This window comes from Enterobacter sp. (assembly GCF_977039595.1).
In genome coordinates this window covers 1-16,953 of sequence record NZ_CDRQYH010000077.1, presented here as the reverse complement: position 1 = coordinate 16,953, position 16,953 = coordinate 1, and the positions used below count along the sequence as shown (strand labels likewise).

The window sequence follows — 16,953 nt, the reverse complement described above, 5'->3', positions numbered from 1 at the left end:
TGGCAGGACGGGGCGACGGAAGCGGAAGTCCGCGCTTTCCTCTCAACCCGCGGTATGCCGCTGAGCGATACGCCGGCGGATCATATCGGTACGCTGCTGCTTGCTGCCTCCTGGATCGAAGACAACGCCGGGGATGATGAGAACGAAGCTATCGAAACCCTGTTCGAAACGTACCTGCTGCCGTGGGTCGGAACATTCCTTGGTAAAGTCGAAGCGCATGCTACCTCGCCATTCTGGAGAACGCTGGCACCGCTGACCCGCGACGCGATCGCGGCGATGTGGGATGAGCTGGAAGAAGAGAATGAAGAGTGATTTAGATCACATAAATTCTGCAACTACGCATTTCAATTTGCAAATAATGTGCTTCTGATCGCATTTCTATGGTGCGCTTCTGCTAAGATGCGCGCCATGAACATATTACTTTGTATCGCAATAACGACGGGCATTCTCTCCGGGCTTTGGGTATGGGTGGCCATGTCTCTCGGATTACTCAGCTGGGCCGGATTCCTTGGCTGTACGGCCTATTTCGCCTGCCCGCAGGGGGGCGTCAAAGGGCTCTTTATCTCTGGCTGCACCCTGATGAGCGGCGTTATCTGGGCGTTGGTGATCATGAAAGGCAGCGCGCTGGCGCCGCATCTGGAGATGCTGGGATACGTGATGACGGGCGTTGTTGCCTTTTTAATGTGCATCCAGGCTAAGCATCTGCTGCTTTCATTTGTTCCTGGAACCTTTATGGGGGCGTGTGCGACCTTTGCAGGGCAGGGTGACTGGAAGCTGGTGGTCCCCTCACTGGCGCTGGGGTTGCTGTTTGGCTATGCCATGAAAAACAGCGGTCTTTGGCTGGCGTCGCGGCGGGAAAAAGCGCAAAACGTCACGGCAGTGAGCGAATAAAAAAAGGCGAGATAATCATCTCGCCTTTTTTATTCGCTTCCTGTCAGGATTCCGGAGGGACTGACATATCGCGGTATTTCACCAGTATCGGGTTCTGCACGTCTGCTTTGTTTTGCAGATCCCACAGCCCGCGGTCAATACCGTCGTTGATTAAGAAGATCACGCCGGTTTCAATGGCTGACATCAGACACATCATGACCGGTTCGTTGGAGGTGTAGCCAATTTCACCCTCCAGCAAACGCTGGTAATCGATGAAGCGGAATACCCCTGCCTGAACTTCATAGGACAGTATGGTTTTGCTGGTGTTCACCGAAGAGAGCACTTCGCCTGTACTGACGTTGACCACACGCAGGTTCACGGCAATTTGGTCGAGCTGGTATTGGGTATCCGCGCCGATACCGAAATACCGCGCGCCCGCTCCACCCGATTTAACGTTACTTTCGTAGCCAATAATCGATCCTTCAATCATCACGTTCGCTGCCGCCAGAGATTCCAGAGGCGTACGGTTATTGGCCGCGACGGTACCATTTTCCTGTGCTGCACGAATGATTTTACGTTCATTCAACAGGTTCTGGAGACCCTGACGTTCCAGGGGAATAAACCAGTGCGAATCCTTGAGCGCGGTAACCAGCATCGCGGTGGCGCTTTGCGGCACGGCCGTGGAGAAGTTACTTGCCGGGTAAGGTTTGAATTGCCCGGTTTCATCCTGAATGTTGTATACGGAGACAAATATTTTCCCCGTTGGAGCAGGTAAATGCGTTAAATCACGATAACTCTGGGCCCGAGGCATTAATGTAGGTTTTGCAGCTTCTTTAGGTGGAGCAGTTAAACAACCGCTCAATAAGCACACTGCAACAAAAATCAGGAAGCGCTGCATGATCGTTGTCCTTATTTAGCTATTGTTTAAAAGTCAGTTGAATTACTTTGTAGACCGGAAACCTGAATGGTGGAGATTCTTCCGGTTTTACGATCGGTCACGTTCAACTGAAGCTGTCCGTCAGTGTTGGCGATATCAACGATAAAGTCGTTGGTCACCATCCGGCCGGGTTTACCGGTATTAATGTTGGTTAGTAACCCACCTAAAATCTGCGACTGAATAGCTTGAGTGAAGTTGTCCAGTGCGGACGGGGTATCAATGCTAAAATCCTTTAAGCTGGGATCCTTATAGGAGTTTTGCGCCTGAGCTTCATTCAGCAGGAACGCGCCGTTGTTAGGGTTACCGCCAAAGTTAGGGTTACGGAACTGAAACGTCATGTTTCCGGCCCAGCTTATGGGTGTTATCAGCATTATCGAAACAACTGCATATGCAATACGCATGACAGCCTCCGCATATCGGTTCGCTAGAACTCGTCTTTTGCTAAATCGCTGGTGCTTAATAGGGCTTTATCTATTTGCAGGCGATTAATAGCGTCTTCTGATTGTGCCAGTGCCAGGGCTACGTTTTTATCGAAGTCCATTTTTGTGGGGAATAAAAACGTTTGATAAATAACGTACTGATTAGCCGTTATTGTTATCCAACTTCCCCATCGTGCACTGGGCCGCTCGTTGATTGTTATATTTCCGGTATAAGTACTGTCCCATTTATCACTAAAGGCACGGTAAAAACTGTGCCCGACCGATGAGACAGTGTGGTCTGTTAACAATCCGGGAACTTCGACCTCGACGGCCTTCAGATTCCCGGCAGCGAGCAGGAAACTCGCTGCGGCGATCCAACTCAACGTGCGCTTCATGTGATTAACGCCTGAGGTTATCGTTTGCCCACGAAACAGCCTGAGTTCTGTTTTTTACAGCTATCTTCTTGAAAAGATTATAAAGGTGCGTCTTTACCGTATTTTCGCTGATAAATAACGAACGGGCGATTTCAATATTTGAAGCACCAATGCGTAACTTATTCAGGATCTCTTTCTCACGGTGCGTGAGCAGTGCTGACTCTGAGCTGTTATAACGATAATTTCCGGAGTGCGTGATGAGATAACTGGCAAGCTTTTGCGAAAAATAACACTCTCCGCGCAATATACCTTGCAGACCCTCAACTACCCGGTCTTCTTCTTCTGTGACGTAGAACACGCCATTGATATGCGGCCAGCTTTCAATATCTCTGAAAGGATATTCGTCAGGCGTATTCAACAATAGCACTCGGATATTGTTGTTTTTCCTGCTTAAAATATCTTGCCAGTAATGGACAAGTTTTTTATCTGCTTCCATCATATCGAAAAGAATGATGCTGCCAGGTGCAATATCATCAAAAGAACGTTGAATATTATGCAATTTCCCGTTCAGTGATAAAGATTGCTTTAAATGTTGTAATAATGCTGTCGCTTGCAGAGAAGGTTTTGTGATCAACAGTAATGTATGACCATGTAAACTATGGACTTCATTATACATGATGAAACCCCACTTTTTTTTGGCACCTGGCAGCTGCCCTCCTGTTTAAAAGAGGACACCAGAAGTACTGACAGATGTTGCACTGCTGTGTGTAGAATCAGACCATAACCTCCACGGGGAGGTAAATATAAAACCAATTTCGTACATCTAATTTCAATCTAGCTTTTACGAAGTTTAAAGCAAGTGTTAAACATGAAACATAATGTAAAAATCAATATTAATTTGTGAAATTCGGTTGTTTTGAATGGCGAGAATTGATGAGGAAGTTGTACACATAAATAGAGATGCACAGATTTTAAAAATCATACAAATATTTCCAATTGTTTGATTTTTATTGGTATTTATTTTTTTTATAAAGCGATAATTTAGTATGAGTTACCGGTTGTTTCTAAGTCCACGAATGAGAATGAGTCTGGCTTAAGAAAAGAAGCTTCGTGTCACGTGCTGAGAAAAAATGTTCTCATGCCGTTACGTTTAAACACCCCGGGGGGAGGCGTGGACAGCTTTTGTCTTGCTGTACAACCTTTTCGAAAAACGCATTTAATAGAAAATATAAGGTGGCCTGAATAAAGTGGTTTTTGATGTAAATTACGACTTTGTGGTGATCTGAAAAATAAAAATAAGCCGCGCGGGTGAGATATTTAAAATGTTTCAGCGGACATACTCTTCACCGTAACGACGCGTTAACACAATACGAATCGTTTTTACATGTGACACTGTTATAGGGTTATGGAGTTATTCAATAACCAGGTCCAGGGTGACAACATGAAATACACATCGTTATTTATGATGTTTACATTACTGGGTGCGCCTGGATTTGTAACCGCAGCGAATTCAGATTTAGCAAATGCTGAATATAACTTTGCGGTTAACGAATTAAGTCTTTCATCACTCAATCAGGCAGCCATTATTGGTCAACAGGGTGTTTTCAATGACGCTCAGGTTCGCCAGGAAGGTTCGAAACTATTGTCCATTGTTTCCCAGGATGGGGCAGGCAACAGAGCGAGAGTTGATCAATCAGGGAGTTACAATATAGCCTGGATCGATCAGAGCGGAAACGCGAATGATGCAGGTATTACGCAAGATGGATACGGTAATAGCGCGAAAATTATCCAGAAAGGGTCGGGTAATAGAGCAAATATTACGCAGTACGGTACGCAGAAAACCGCAGTTGTAGTGCAGAAACAGTCGCAAATGGCGATTAACGTTATTCAACATTAGCGCTTTCGCGACGACTTTAATCAATCCGATGGGGGTTTACCATGAAATTTCTCAAAGTGGCAGCGCTTGCAGCAATCGTAGTTTCTGGTAGTGCTATGGCGGGTTCTATTAATCAGGGCGGCTGGGGTCATGGGCATGGTCATGGCGGATACAGTGGTCCAAATTCAACCCTGAATATTTATCAGGACGGTGGCGGTAACTCCGCGGTTGCTCTGCAGACAGACGCCAGAAATTCCGTGCTGAATATTACCCAGAAAGGTGGCGGTAACGGCGCTGACGTTGGTCAGGGTTCTGATGACAGTAAAATCAACCTGACCCAGAAAGGATTCGGCAACAGTGCAACACTTGATCAGTGGAACAGTAAAAAATCTGTTATGAACGTTAGCCAGTCCGGCGGCTTTAACGGCGCACTCGTTGACCAGACTGCCTCTAACTCTACTGTCAACGTTACCCAGATCGGCTTTGGTAACCACGCGACAGCTCATCAGTACTGATACTGAAATCTGTGCTACAAAAAAACAGGGCATCAGCCCTGTTTTTTTTCGGGAGTTCATCATGAATACCTTAATTCTCCTGGCCGCGCTTTCCAGTCAGATCACCTTCAAAACGTCGCAGCAGGAAAATATGACCACCATTATTCCTCAGGTCACTCTGGCGCAGTCGTGTGATTGTCAGGTTCAGATTGTTTCTTTACGAGAAGGGCAGGGGGGGCAAAGTTCTTCCCGGCAGCAAAACACACTTTTTATACCCGCTAATCAGACGATTGATTTAATGCGCCTGAGTTTAAATATTAATGCAGGAGACACGGTAAAAATCGTTGTCACCGTTACAGATGGAAAATCGCTTCATTTATCACAACAGTGGTCGCCAGCGGAACGTTCGCTATAAAAATGTATTAAATCAATGCGTTGTGAATGTGGCGGGTCTGTGACGTTGAGCTATGCTGATATCAGGGACGAGGTCGTTATGTTCCGTAACGTGAAACTTCGTTTGCCGTAATAAATGAAGCGCGTTTACCCCTCATGGACGATTTTCATTGAGGAGTACCTATAATGAACAACTATTTTGCTCGACTCGTAGCAGGTCTGGGTCTGGTCGTTTCTGCTTTGAGTATCCCGGCTTATTCGGCCACAGTTGTTGACGGCGGTGTCATTCATTTTCGCGGTGCTATCGTCGCCGACCCTTGTGAAATCACTCCGCAGAAGCAACAATTTGCAATGTCATGTCCAAATAATAACCTTATGCAAACGCGTATGGTCAGCTATGAAGAGGCGCTTAACGGGAAAGTGAGCGACTCAAACCTGGCAACGCTCAATATGAAATACCTTAATCCTGAAAAAACGCTTGCAGTTATTGAAATCCAGTATCGCTAATGCGCGTTCTCCCCGCCCTGCGGAGGAAGAGGATTTTTTCTGATAGTTTTTTCTGCCGGTCACCTCTGCGATACACTTAAGAAAAAGGCGGATTGCAGAGGGGCTTTATGAAACCGCAAATTGAAATTATTCAAGGCGATATTACGACAATGCACGTCGACGTCATCGTCAATGCGGCCAATCCTTCCCTCATGGGGGGAGGCGGTGTAGACGGGGCGATTCACCGTGCTGCCGGACCGCAGCTGCTCGAAGCCTGTAAAACCGTGCGGCAACAGCAGGGCGAATGTCCTCCCGGTCATGCGGTAATTACGCTGGCGGGCAATTTGCCCGCCAGAGCGGTTATTCATGCCGTTGGGCCCGTCTGGCACGGTGGCGATCGGCACGAAGCGAGTATTCTGGAAGAGGCTTACCGGAACTGTCTGCGACTGGCCGCCGACAACGGTTATAAAACGATGGCGTTCCCGGCTATCAGCACCGGCGTGTATGGTTATCCTAAGGCGGCAGCCGCAACGATCGCTGTAGAAACCGTTTACCGCTATCTGTCGTTAAAACCGCTGCCAGAGAAGGTGATTTTTGTCTGTTTTGACGACGACACCACGCATCTTTATCAGCGGCTTCTGACTCAGCGCAGACAAGAGCTGGAAAGCTGAAGCAAACGCGGCGCATCAGGTGCGCCGCGTGGTTTATGAGGCTTTTGCCTGCGGTTTTCCTGAAAAGAGGAAACGCAGGAGCGGGATCCGCAGATGGATTTCGTAAAGTACGATCGCCACCCCTACCACAAAAACCAGCCCGGTAAAGAAGCCCAGCGTGTTGGAGGCGATGTGCGGTGTGATGTAAGCCCCGAAGAAAAGCGTCAACGGATGATGCACCAGATAGATAAACAGTGATGCATTAACGAAGTAAGTCACGCGGCTGGACTTAAAGTTCAGCAAGCGATGGCCCAGCGCGAATACCACGTTCACCATCCACAGGCCCAGCAGCATCGTGATCACGCTTTCCGTTTCATACATCCAGGCGTCGCCGCTGCCGTAGCGCTGATTCAGCAGATATGCAGCGAACGCGAAGGTTGCCCCCAGCGCGCACCACGGTGACGGGGTGACAAACAGCGATTTAAGCTTTGGATGAATAAAAGCCAGCGCGCCGATTAAAAAGAACGGAATGTAGAACAGTGACTGCATCACCACGAAATTAAATAACCCGTCGCTCAAAATAGGCGGATAGACGATAAGCAGCGTCCGTCGCACGGCGGCATAAGCGATCCCCAACAGCAAGAATAGCACTGACAGTTTGCCCATCGTAACGTTGGCGAAGAAGGTGTCGGCTTTTGTACTCAGATGGTGGCGCAGGCGGCTAAAAATCAACAAACTTACCGTTGTGAGCACCACAAGGACCAGCAGGAACCACAGGTGAGACACCAGCTCCCAGACCAGCGTATTGTACTTTTCATACAGCGTCAGATTCGGCCAGTTCTCCGCTTTGCCTTTGACGTATTGCAGCATAATGAACTGAGGCAGCGTCAGCAGCGGAATTGCGGTGAGCATGGGGATGCCCACGCGCTCCACGCGTACTTTCCACCATCGCTTAAGCGGGTATCGCAGAAACAGCATGTAAGAAAAATAGCCGGATATGACGAAGAAAACCTGCATTCGAAAGGCGTGAATAAAGTCATTAAACAGCGTCAGCCACCAGGAGGGCATCTGGCTATTCACGTGCCAGGTGTGGCTGGAGTAAATCAGTGAAATGTGAAAGGGGATCCCCAATAGCATCAGCCAGGCCCTGATCGAGTCGAGGAAATATTCACGTTCTGTTGGTGTTGTGCTCATATAACGTTGTGCATTCTCAGACTTTTCGTCTTATCCCTAAGACTCATAATGGTTACATTCGAAGCCAACCCTACACCAAGACCGACACCCTGTCTCCAGGATAAGCACGCAAAGTGAATAGCGGGTTCTTTCATTTGCTTAATCCATGAGCCAGCAGCTGAACAAAGCAGTGATAATGTTGTCGGATTGCCTGAGTTTCCATTAAAATGGATCGGATCGATATAAGCACACAAAGGGGGAAGTGCTTACTTATTATGAAACATAAACCACAGATGATGAAAATGCGTTGGTTGGGTGCTGCAGTGGTGTTATCACTGTATACCTCATCGGCACTGGCCTTTAACATCGACGATGTCGCAAAACAGGCAAAATCGATGGCAGGCAAGAGCTACGAAGCGCCGAAAAGTAACTTGCCCTCCGTTTTCCGCGACATGAAGTATGCGGACTATCAGCAGATCCAGTTCAATCACGACAAAGCGTACTGGAGCAATATTAAAACCCCGTTCAAGCTTGAGTTTTATCATCAGGGTATGTACTTCGACACGCCTGTTGCCATCAATGAAGTGACGGCAACAGCGGTACGTAAGATCAAGTACAGCCCGGATTACTTCAATTTTGGCAATGTGCAACACGACAAAGATACGGTGAAAGACCTGGGCTTCGCAGGCTTTAAGGTGCTTTACCCGATCAACAGCAAAGATAAAAACGACGAAATCGTCAGCATGCTTGGTGCCAGCTACTTCCGCGTGATTGGCGCGGGGCAGGTATACGGGCTTTCTGCGCGCGGACTGGCTATTGATACCGCGCTGCCATCAGGTGAAGAGTTCCCACGTTTCCGTGAGTTCTGGATTGAACGTCCAAAACCAACGGATAAACGTCTGACTATTTACGCGCTGCTGGATTCGCCGCGTGCGACCGGGGCCTATCGCTTTGTGATTATGCCGGGCCGCGACACGGTGGTTGACGTACAGTCTAAGGTTTACCTGCGTGATAAAGTGGGCAAACTGGGCGTTGCGCCGCTGACCAGTATGTTCCTGTTTGGGCCGAACCAGCCGTCACCGGCAACCAACTTCCGCCCGGAACTGCACGACTCCAACGGTCTGTCGATTCATGCCGGTAACGGTGAGTGGATCTGGCGTCCGCTGAATAACCCGAAACATCTGGCGGTGAGCAGCTTCGCGATGGAAAACCCACAAGGTTTTGGCCTGCTGCAGCGTGGTCGTCAGTTCTCCCGTTTTGAAGATTTGGACGATCGCTATGACCAGCGTCCAAGCGCCTGGGTCACGCCAAACGGTGACTGGGGTAAAGGTAAGGTCGAACTGGTAGAAATTCCAACCAACGACGAAACCAACGATAACATCGTGGCTTACTGGACGCCGGATCAACTGCCGGAAGCCGGTAAAGAGATGAACTTCAAGTACACCATTACCTTCAGCCGCGACGAAGATAAGCTGCATGCGCCGGATAACGCGTATGTGATGCAGACTCGCCGCTCAACGGGTGATGTGAAGCAGTCTAATCTGATTCGTCAGCCTGACGGCACCGTGGCGTTTGTCGTGGACTTCACAGGCCAGGATATGAAGAAACTGGCACCGGACACCGCCGTTGCCGCTCAGGCCAGCATCGGTGATAACGGTGAAATCGTTGAGAATACCGTGCGTTACAACCCGGTAACCAAAGGCTGGCGTCTGACCCTGCGCGTGAAAGTGAAAGATCCGAAACAGACCACTGAAATGCGTGCTGCGCTGGTCAGTAACGATCAGCCGCTGAGTGAAACCTGGAGCTATCAGCTACCTGCCAATGAATAATACATCTGAATATATTGATGCCATGCCGCTGACGGATATCGAAAAAGCGGCACTGCCTAAGAGCGACATCCGCGCGGTTCACACCGCGCTGGATGGTGAACATCGTCAGTTTTCCCGTGATGATGATACGCCGCTTGGGTCAGTCAAGGCGCGTCTGGAGCAGGCCTGGCCGGACTCGCTGGCGGAAGGGCAGTTGATTAAAGACGATGAAGGACGCGATCAGCTTCAGGCGATGCCGAAGGCCACGCGTTCCTCTATGTTCCCCGATCCGTGGCGCACCAACCCGGTGGGTCGCTTCTGGGATCGCCTGCGTGGACGTGATGTGACGCCGCGCTATCTGTCACGCCTGACGAAAGAAGAGCAGGCGTCTGAACAGAAATGGCGTACCGTGGGGACAATCCGTCGCTATATCCTGCTGCTTCTGACGCTTGCGCAGACGGTCGTCGCGACCTGGTATATGAAAACCATCCTGCCGTATCAGGGCTGGGCATTCATAAACCCGACGGACATGATGGGCCAGGATCTCTGGGTCTCCTTCATGCAGCTGCTGCCGTATATCCTGCAGAGCGGCATCCTTCTGCTGTTCGCGGTTCTCTTCTGCTGGGTCTCAGCTGGCTTCTGGACCGCGCTGATGGGCTTCCTGCAGCTGCTGATGGGGCGTGACAAATACAGTATTTCGGCGTCAACGGTCGGGGATGAACCCCTCAATCCTGAGCACCGTACCGCGCTGATTATGCCTATCTGTAACGAAGACGTTGACCGCGTATTCGCGGGCCTGCGTGCAACCTGGGAGTCCGTAAAGGCCACCGGCAACGCGGAGCATTTCGACGTTTACATCCTCAGCGACAGCTACAACCCCGATATCTGCGTGGCAGAACAAAAAGCGTGGATGGAGCTGATTGCAGAAGTGCAGGGCGAAGGACAGATTTTCTACCGCCGCCGTCGTCGTCGTGTGAAGCGTAAAAGCGGTAACATTGATGACTTCTGCCGTCGTTGGGGTAACCAGTACAGCTACATGGTGGTGCTGGATGCTGACTCCGTCATGAGCGGAGATTGCCTGAGTGGTCTGGTGCGTCTGATGGAAGCCAACCCGAACGCGGGTATTATTCAGTCCTCGCCAAAAGCGTCGGGAATGGACACCCTTTATGCACGCTGCCAGCAGTTCGCCACCCGTGTTTACGGGCCGCTGTTTACGGCAGGTCTGCACTTCTGGCAACTGGGTGAATCGCACTACTGGGGTCACAACGCCATTATCCGCGTGAAGCCGTTCATTGAGCACTGTGCGCTGGCACCGCTGCCGGGAGAGGGTTCGTTTGCCGGCTCTATTCTGTCGCACGACTTCGTAGAAGCGGCGCTGATGCGTCGTGCTGGCTGGGGCGTCTGGATTGCCTACGACCTGCCGGGATCGTACGAAGAGCTGCCGCCGAACCTGCTGGACGAGCTCAAGCGTGACCGCCGCTGGTGTCACGGTAACCTGATGAACTTCCGCCTGTTCCTTGTTAAAGGAATGCACCCGGTTCACCGTGCGGTGTTCCTGACGGGCGTGATGTCGTATCTCTCTGCACCGCTGTGGTTTATGTTCCTTGCGCTATCCACTGCGCTGCAGGTCGTCCATGCCCTGACGGAGCCGCAATACTTCCTGCAACCGCGCCAGCTGTTCCCGGTTTGGCCGCAGTGGCGTCCGGAGCTGGCGATCGCGCTGTTTGCCTCGACCATGGTGCTGCTGTTCTTGCCTAAGCTGCTCAGCATCATCCTGATCTGGTGCAAAGGCTCGAAAGAGTACGGCGGTTTCTTCCGCGTGACCCTTTCACTGCTGCTGGAAGTCCTGTTCTCCGTGCTGCTGGCGCCGGTGCGTATGCTGTTCCACACCGTGTTCGTGGTCAGCGCATTCCTGGGCTGGGAAGTGGTCTGGAACTCACCGCAGCGCGATGACGACTCCACGCCGTGGAGCGAAGCCTTTATGCGCCATGGTTCACAGCTGCTGCTGGGTCTGGTGTGGGCGGCCGGGATGGCGTGGCTGGATCTGCGCTTCCTGTTCTGGCTGGCGCCGATTGTCTTCTCGCTAATCCTGTCGCCGTTTGTCTCCGTGATCTCCAGCCGTTCGACGGTGGGGCTGCGGACCAAACGCTGGAAGCTATTCCTGATCCCGGAAGAGTATTCCCCGCCGCAGGTGCTGGTGGATACCGATCGTTACCTGGAGCAGAACCGCAATCGCACGCTGGATGACGGCTTCATGCACGCCGTGTTTAACCCGTCATTCAACGCCCTGGCAACGGCTATGGCGACGGCGCGTCACCGCGCAAGCCAGGTGCTGGAGATTGCCCGCGATCGTCACGTTGAGCAGGCGCTTAACGAGACTCCGGAAAAACTTAACCGCGACCGTCGTCTGGTCCTGCTGAGCGACCCGGTCACGATGGCGCGTCTTCACTACCGCGTGTGGTCCGCTCCGGAGAGATACTCTTCGTGGGTAAACTACTATAAGGAACTGAAACTTAACCCGCTGGCGTTGAAGGCGAAGTAAGTTGTTAAGTAGGGTGGGCAAGCGAAGCGCCTCCCGCCAAATAAAATACCGGCTTAATCGCCGGTATTTTTTTAGAGGTTACTCATGAAAATAATCATCGTCGTACTGATGGCATGCCTGCTCAGCGGCTGCGGCAGTATCATCAGTCGCACCATTCCAGGGCAAGGCCACGGGAATCAGTATTACCCTGGCGTGAAATGGGATCTCCGTGATTCCGCATGGCGCTACCTGACCGTGCTCGATCTGCCGTTCTCGCTGATTTTCGACACGCTGCTGCTGCCGATTGATGCCAGCCACGGCCCTTACGAATAACCTAAATTAACGTTCGTCCCACTCATCGGCTGCGGTTTGACCTTCTTCCGTATCAAGCGGCGGCTCAAGCTGAAACTCACCCTCATCCCACTCGTGCAGGGTGTTCTCTTCCAGCCATTCCTGCCGCAGTTCGATTTCGTCATAGTCGCCGTCAAAGACGGCCTGCGCACCTTCACCACTTAATATCGGCAAACATTCCCCTTCTTCACCTTCATCGGCAAAGAATTCGGCCTGCCACATAATATCCCCATCCTGCAGAACGTATTTCTGGATATTAAGCTGTTGCACGTCAGCATCTTCTTCTTCAACGCCGGGGTTGTCGGCGAGGAACTCTTCACGAGCGGCATCAATAGCTTCTTCCAGCGTGGCGTACATGGTCATTGGTGTCTCCCTGTTTTCCAGAAGGTTTCAGGGAAAGAATAGCTGAATATCTGATTCTGCAAGTATGAATACGAAAATAAGCTGTCAGGCGTTCGTCTTATTCCGTCACCGGCCGTAACGCGCGGGATAAACTAAACCATGAATAAATGGCATTGAACAACACGACGCCCGCCGTCACGATAAAGACGGCGCGAAAACCGAAACTGGCGGAGACCCCAGCCCCGAGCAGCGGTCCGGTGACGTTACCGATATCGCGGAATGACTGGTTATAGCTGAAAATACGCCCGGCAATCTGGTTCGTGGAGTTGTAAACCAGCAGGGTCTGTACGGCGGGAAGCAATGCGCCGTCGGCGGCTCCCAGTAAAAAGCGCAGGGCACCCAACTGCCATGGCGTTTGCACCATCGACATCGGGATAAGCAGCAGGACGGAAATCACCAGCGCGCAGATCAGTATTTTTTCCGGACCCACCCGGTCCCCCAGTTTTCCGAGCCTCGGGGCGCTCAGCAGCGCTGCCACGCCGGGTACGGAGGCAATCAGCCCGCTGATGAACGCAATATTGCTGACGTTACTCGCCAGATCGCGAACGTAAAGCGTCAGAATAGGGGCAATCGACCCGGTAGCCACCTGGATAATCATTGTCGTCACGAACAGGCTCAGCACCAGTCTGGGATTTTTTAGTGAGGTCAGCACTTCCCTGGCGTGGAGCATCTCTTTTTTGGCGACAGGCGTGAAGTTTTCACGAATACAGAGCAGGGTGACGATGAAGCACAGGAACAACACGCTGGCGGTGATAAAGAAAACCGGCCGCAGTCCATAGCTATCGGCCAGGAGTCCGCCGGCCAGTGGCCCCAGCAGGGCACCGCTCACGCCGCCGGTTGAGAGCGTGCCCAGCGCCCAGCCGCTTTTATGGCGGGGAATTTGTGTGGCAATCAGGGCATTCGCGTTGGGAATAAATCCTCCCAGCAGGCCCAGCAGCGCGCGCAAAATCAGGAACTGCCAGACGTTTTGCGCCACGCCCATCAGCGCCATGATGATGGCCATCCCCAGCGCCGAGCGCAGCAGCATGATTTTTCGCCCCTTGCGGTCTGCAAGGCCGCCCCAGAAGGGTGAGGCTATCGCGGAAAACAGGAACGTGATGCTGAATACCAGGCCAGACCACATATTGAGCGCGCTGTGGCCCGTTACGCCAAGCTGTTCGACGTAGAGCGGCAGGAAGGGCATGACCAGGCTAAAGGCCGCGCCGGTAAGAAAACAGCCAAGCCAAGCAACCGTGAGGTTACGCTTCCAGTTTATGGGGGCGTCTGAGGGTGACATAACTATCCGCATAATGAGGTGCAGAGCACCTGAAGCATGAAGTAATAAGCCTGCTAATTATGCGCCTGGGTTATGAATGCCGCAATGAGGGGGAGCTTTTAAAGCTAAAACGGCATGCGGCCCTGAGGGCCGCATGAGGATTAATAGCGAGACGGTGTGCCTTGTGGCCGCGTTTTAAAACGGCGGTGCAACCACATGTACTGCTCGGGCGCCAGCATGATGCACTTCTCCACAATGCTGTTCATCCAGCGCGCGGTGGTTTCCGCATCGTCGAGCGGCGGCGCGAGTTCCGGCTCAAGCATCATCAGCTCGTAGCCTGAACCATCCGGCTTACGGCGGGGAACAAAAGGCACGATGGCGGCTTTGGACATCCGCGCCAGCATCCAGGTTCCGGTCGTTGTGGCAGCCTCTTCAACGGCGAAGAAGGGGACAAATACGCTGGCCTGCGGGCCATAGTCGTGGTCGGGGGCATACCAGACTACTTCACCGGATTTCAGCGCGCGGATCATTCCCTTCAGATCTTTACGGTCGATCATGCTTTTATTGGAGCGCATGCGGCCGTTGGTCTGGATTAAATCGATGACCGGGTTATCGTTAGGGCGATAAACGCCAATGCCCGGCGCCTGCATGCCGAACATGCGCGCCCCGATTTCGAGCGTCAGGAAATGGACGCCGATCAGCAGAACGCCCGTCTGGTTGGCCTGAAGCGTATGCACCGGATCCATGCCGGTGCCCGTCACCTCGCTCCAGCGAGCCATGCGTTTGTCCGGCCAGAACCACGCCATGCCGGTTTCCATAAGGCCCATCCCGACGGATTCGAAATTCTTCGCGACCATATCGTGACGCTCTGACTCGCTCATCTGCGGAAAACAGAGCTCAAGATTGCGGTACGCGATTCTGGCTCGACGTTTCATAAACAGTTGCGCGAAACGGCCCAGAAATTTACCCAACCGAAAAATAACAGGGTAGGGAAGCTGTACCAGAAGCCATAAAAAGCCGATGCCAAGCCAGGTCAACCAATAGCGGGGATGCAAAAGGGCGGCAGTAAATTTTGGTAACTGGGTCATGTCTTTCCTGTGTTCAAACGTCCTGTTTTGCTAGTGTCTCATTTTTTGAGACGTAGCCAAAATATCTGCTTTCGAAGCGTGCACGAATACAGCAATTGTTAAGCCTGATTAATCAGGGTGTGTGAAATGTAGCGTAAATTGTGTGGATGTAAATTGGTTTTGTTTGCTATATGATGCCGACCGATTTTTCATTCTCTCTAACGATTCCAGGACTGTACACCATGCCAGTGTTACACAACCGCGTTTCGAATGAGATGTTAAAAGCGCGTATGTTGGCTGAAACCGAACCGCGCACAACCATCTCATTCTATAAATACTTCACGATCGACGATCCGCAGGCGACCCGCGATGCGCTTTATCAGGCGTTCACGGCGCTTAACGTCTTCGGCCGCGTCTACCTTGCCCGTGAAGGTATCAACGCGCAGATTAGCGTACCGGAAAGCAAAGTCAGCGCCTTCCGTGACGTACTTTATCAGTTTGACCCTGCACTCGACGGCTTACGCCTGAACATTGCCCTGGATGATGACGGGAAATCCTTCTGGGTGCTGCGAATGAAGGTGCGTGAACGCATCGTGGCAGACGGTATCGACGATCCTGAGTTTAACCCGTCGGACGTCGGTGAATACCTCAAGGCGGCGGAAGTGAATGCGATGCTGGACGATCCGGATGCCGTATTCATTGATATGCGTAACCACTATGAGTACGAAGTGGGGCATTTCGAGAACGCGATGGAAATCCCGGCTGATACCTTCCGCGAGCAATTGCCCAAAGCGGTTGAGATGATGCAGGAGCATAAAGATAAAAAGATCGTTATGTACTGCACCGGCGGTATCCGCTGCGAGAAAGCCAGCGCGTGGATGAAGCACAACGGCTTCAATAAGGTCTGGCACATTGAAGGCGGCATTATTGAGTACGCTCGTCGCGCCCGTGAGCAGGGGTTGCCGGTACGCTTTATCGGGAAAAACTTTGTCTTTGACGAGCGGATGGGTGAGCGTATCTCTGAAGACGTTATTGCCCAGTGCCACCAGTGCGGCGCGCCGTGCGATACCCACACCAACTGCAAAAACGACGGCTGCCATCTGCTGTTCATTCAGTGCCCGGCCTGTGCCGAGAAGTTTAACGGCTGCTGTAGCGAGCTGTGCAGTGAAGAGAGCATCCTGCCGGAAGAAGAGCAACGTCGCCGTCGCGCAGGACGTGAAAACGGCAACAAGATTTTTAATAAATCACGTGGTCGTCTGAATACCAAACTGGGTATCCCTGACCCGGAATGATAATAACGCCCGGCACGGTGAAAACCTGCCGGGCGAAGTTATTATGATTTCTGCTGTACCCCTTCAACGGAAATAATCAGCTCCACGTCCTGAGACGCCGGGCCTAAATCCGTTGTGATATTAAAATCTTTCAGGTGAATTTTCCCTGCCGCTTCAAAACCTGCGCGTTTACCGCCCCACGGATCGTCACCTTGGCCCAGTAATTTAGCATCAAGCGTGACCGGTTTTGTTACGCCGTTGAGCGTCAGGTTGCCGGTAATATTCAGCTTATCACCGTCTTTCTTCACCTCAGTAGAAGTGAAGGTCGCCTGCGGGAATTTCGCGACGTTGAGGAACTCCCCACTGCGCAGGTGTTTATCGCGCTCTGCGTGGTTCGTGTCGACGCTGTTCGTATTAATCGTCACATTGACTTTATCGGCCGCGGGATTTTTCTCGTCAAAGGTGAACGTGCCGTCAAAATCGGCTTTGTTGAATAAATCGAACTTTTGCTGAGTTGAAGGATCAGATCACGTATCTTCCCGACAACGCAGACCGTTCCGTGGCAAAGCAAAAGTTCAAAATCACCAACTGGCCCACCTACAATAA

Annotated in this window: 19 protein-coding genes and 1 pseudogene; 11 read left to right on the top strand and 9 right to left on the bottom strand. The window is 51.7% G+C overall.

All coding sequences use genetic code 11. From position 1 onward, the window contains the following. Both ACWYRJ_RS17835 and ACWYRJ_RS17830 read left to right on the top strand, forming a co-directional pair. Nucleotides 1–312: TorD/DmsD family molecular chaperone (locus tag ACWYRJ_RS17835; protein ID WP_455508364.1), on the top strand; the 312-nt coding region annotated here is incomplete at its 5' end. Nucleotides 313–408: 96 nt separating this feature from the next. Then, nucleotides 409–891, top strand: coding sequence for a DUF1097 domain-containing protein (locus tag ACWYRJ_RS17830; RefSeq protein ID WP_455508363.1), 483 nt, complete (start codon nt 409–411; stop codon nt 889–891). Between the two features lie 43 nt (nt 892–934). On the opposite strand, the gene csgG is transcribed toward ACWYRJ_RS17830, so the two are convergent. From csgG to csgD, 4 genes are read right to left on the bottom strand one after another with little or no spacing between them, the layout of a single operon-like run. Then, nucleotides 935–1,768 carry a curli production assembly/transport protein CsgG gene (gene csgG / locus ACWYRJ_RS17825; RefSeq protein ID WP_021240792.1) on the bottom strand — a complete coding sequence of 278 codons (834 nt, stop codon included), beginning with the start codon at nt 1,766–1,768 and terminating at the stop codon, nt 935–937. A gap of 26 nt (nt 1,769–1,794) precedes the next feature. Then, nucleotides 1,795–2,208 (bottom strand): curli production assembly/transport protein CsgF, encoded by a 414-nt coding sequence (gene csgF / locus ACWYRJ_RS17820; RefSeq protein WP_023311106.1) that lies wholly within the window; start codon nt 2,206–2,208, stop codon nt 1,795–1,797. A 23-nt stretch (nt 2,209–2,231) separates the two neighbouring features. Then, entirely contained in the window at nt 2,232–2,621 is a 390-nt protein-coding gene (csgE, locus tag ACWYRJ_RS17815; RefSeq protein ID WP_008500845.1) for a curli production assembly/transport protein CsgE, read from the bottom strand. 4 nt (nt 2,622–2,625) lie between these two features. After that, entirely contained in the window at nt 2,626–3,276 is a 651-nt protein-coding gene (gene csgD / locus ACWYRJ_RS17810; protein ID WP_149366320.1) for a biofilm master transcriptional regulator CsgD, read from the bottom strand. Between the two features lie 765 nt (nt 3,277–4,041). On the opposite strand from csgD, the gene csgB reads away from it, so the two are divergent. The 5 genes from csgB (at nt 4,042) to ymdB (ending at nt 6,520) form a co-directional block, all read left to right on the top strand. Beyond that, nucleotides 4,042–4,497, top strand: coding sequence for a curli minor subunit CsgB (gene csgB, locus ACWYRJ_RS17805; protein WP_111966173.1), 456 nt, complete (start codon nt 4,042–4,044; stop codon nt 4,495–4,497). A 41-nt stretch (nt 4,498–4,538) separates the two neighbouring features. Beyond that, a complete protein-coding gene (gene csgA / locus ACWYRJ_RS17800) occupies nt 4,539–4,991 on the top strand; it encodes a curli major subunit CsgA (RefSeq protein WP_008500842.1) in 453 nt (150 codons plus the stop codon). 61 nt (nt 4,992–5,052) lie between these two features. Continuing rightward, nucleotides 5,053–5,385, top strand: a complete 333-nt coding sequence (gene csgC, locus ACWYRJ_RS17795; protein WP_111966172.1) for a curli assembly chaperone CsgC — start codon at nt 5,053–5,055, stop codon at nt 5,383–5,385. Nucleotides 5,386–5,549: 164 nt separating this feature from the next. Then, nucleotides 5,550–5,870, top strand: coding sequence for a type 1 fimbrial protein (locus tag ACWYRJ_RS17790; protein WP_455508362.1), 321 nt, complete (start codon nt 5,550–5,552; stop codon nt 5,868–5,870). A gap of 107 nt (nt 5,871–5,977) precedes the next feature. After that, nucleotides 5,978–6,520: an O-acetyl-ADP-ribose deacetylase gene (gene ymdB / locus ACWYRJ_RS17785; RefSeq protein WP_111966170.1), complete on the top strand. Its 543-nt coding sequence runs from the start codon at nt 5,978–5,980 to the stop codon at nt 6,518–6,520. Between the two features lie 33 nt (nt 6,521–6,553). On the opposite strand, the gene mdoC is transcribed toward ymdB, so the two are convergent. Then, entirely contained in the window at nt 6,554–7,693 is a 1,140-nt protein-coding gene (gene mdoC / locus ACWYRJ_RS17780) for a glucans biosynthesis protein MdoC (protein WP_115874712.1), read from the bottom strand. A 254-nt stretch (nt 7,694–7,947) separates the two neighbouring features. On the opposite strand from mdoC, the gene mdoG reads away from it, so the two are divergent. The 3 genes from mdoG to ACWYRJ_RS17765 all read left to right on the top strand — a co-directional run bounded on the left by mdoG (nt 7,948) and on the right by ACWYRJ_RS17765 (nt 12,334). Further along, complete coding sequence (mdoG, locus tag ACWYRJ_RS17775; RefSeq protein WP_111966168.1) at nt 7,948–9,501, top strand: glucans biosynthesis protein MdoG; 1,554 nt, start codon at nt 7,948–7,950, stop codon at nt 9,499–9,501. After that, on the top strand, nt 9,494–12,022 hold the full coding sequence (gene mdoH, locus ACWYRJ_RS17770) for a glucans biosynthesis glucosyltransferase MdoH (protein WP_045908288.1): 2,529 nt from the start codon (nt 9,494–9,496) through the stop codon (nt 12,020–12,022). Before mdoG ends, mdoH begins: the two co-directional genes overlap by 8 nt. An 84-nt stretch (nt 12,023–12,106) precedes the next feature. Then, on the top strand, nt 12,107–12,334 hold the full coding sequence (locus tag ACWYRJ_RS17765) for a YceK/YidQ family lipoprotein (RefSeq protein ID WP_032650824.1): 228 nt from the start codon (nt 12,107–12,109) through the stop codon (nt 12,332–12,334). Nucleotides 12,335–12,340: 6 nt separating this feature from the next. Here the strand turns inward: ACWYRJ_RS17765 and ACWYRJ_RS17760 are convergent, their stop codons facing one another. The 3 genes from ACWYRJ_RS17760 to ACWYRJ_RS17750 all read right to left on the bottom strand — a co-directional run bounded on the left by ACWYRJ_RS17760 (nt 12,341) and on the right by ACWYRJ_RS17750 (nt 15,097). Then, nucleotides 12,341–12,715 (bottom strand): MysB family protein, encoded by a 375-nt coding sequence (locus ACWYRJ_RS17760; RefSeq protein WP_023311118.1) that lies wholly within the window; start codon nt 12,713–12,715, stop codon nt 12,341–12,343. 97 nt (nt 12,716–12,812) lie between these two features. Next, entirely contained in the window at nt 12,813–14,030 is a 1,218-nt protein-coding gene (gene mdtG, locus ACWYRJ_RS17755; protein ID WP_455508361.1) for a multidrug efflux MFS transporter MdtG, read from the bottom strand. A gap of 140 nt (nt 14,031–14,170) precedes the next feature. Then, on the bottom strand, nt 14,171–15,097 hold the full coding sequence (locus ACWYRJ_RS17750) for a Kdo(2)-lipid IV(A) acyltransferase (protein ID WP_455508360.1): 927 nt from the start codon (nt 15,095–15,097) through the stop codon (nt 14,171–14,173). Between the two features lie 221 nt (nt 15,098–15,318). Here ACWYRJ_RS17750 and trhO point away from each other — a divergent pair, with 221 nt between their 5' ends. Beyond that, nucleotides 15,319–16,368 carry an oxygen-dependent tRNA uridine(34) hydroxylase TrhO gene (gene trhO, locus ACWYRJ_RS17745; RefSeq protein ID WP_111965842.1) on the top strand — a complete coding sequence of 350 codons (1,050 nt, stop codon included), beginning with the start codon at nt 15,319–15,321 and terminating at the stop codon, nt 16,366–16,368. 41 nt (nt 16,369–16,409) lie between these two features. On the opposite strand, the pseudogene ACWYRJ_RS17740 reads toward trhO, so the two are convergent. Continuing rightward, nucleotides 16,410–16,829: pseudogene (locus ACWYRJ_RS17740) on the bottom strand (YceI family protein); the annotation flags it as partial. Between the last annotated feature and the right edge of the window lie 124 nt (nt 16,830–16,953).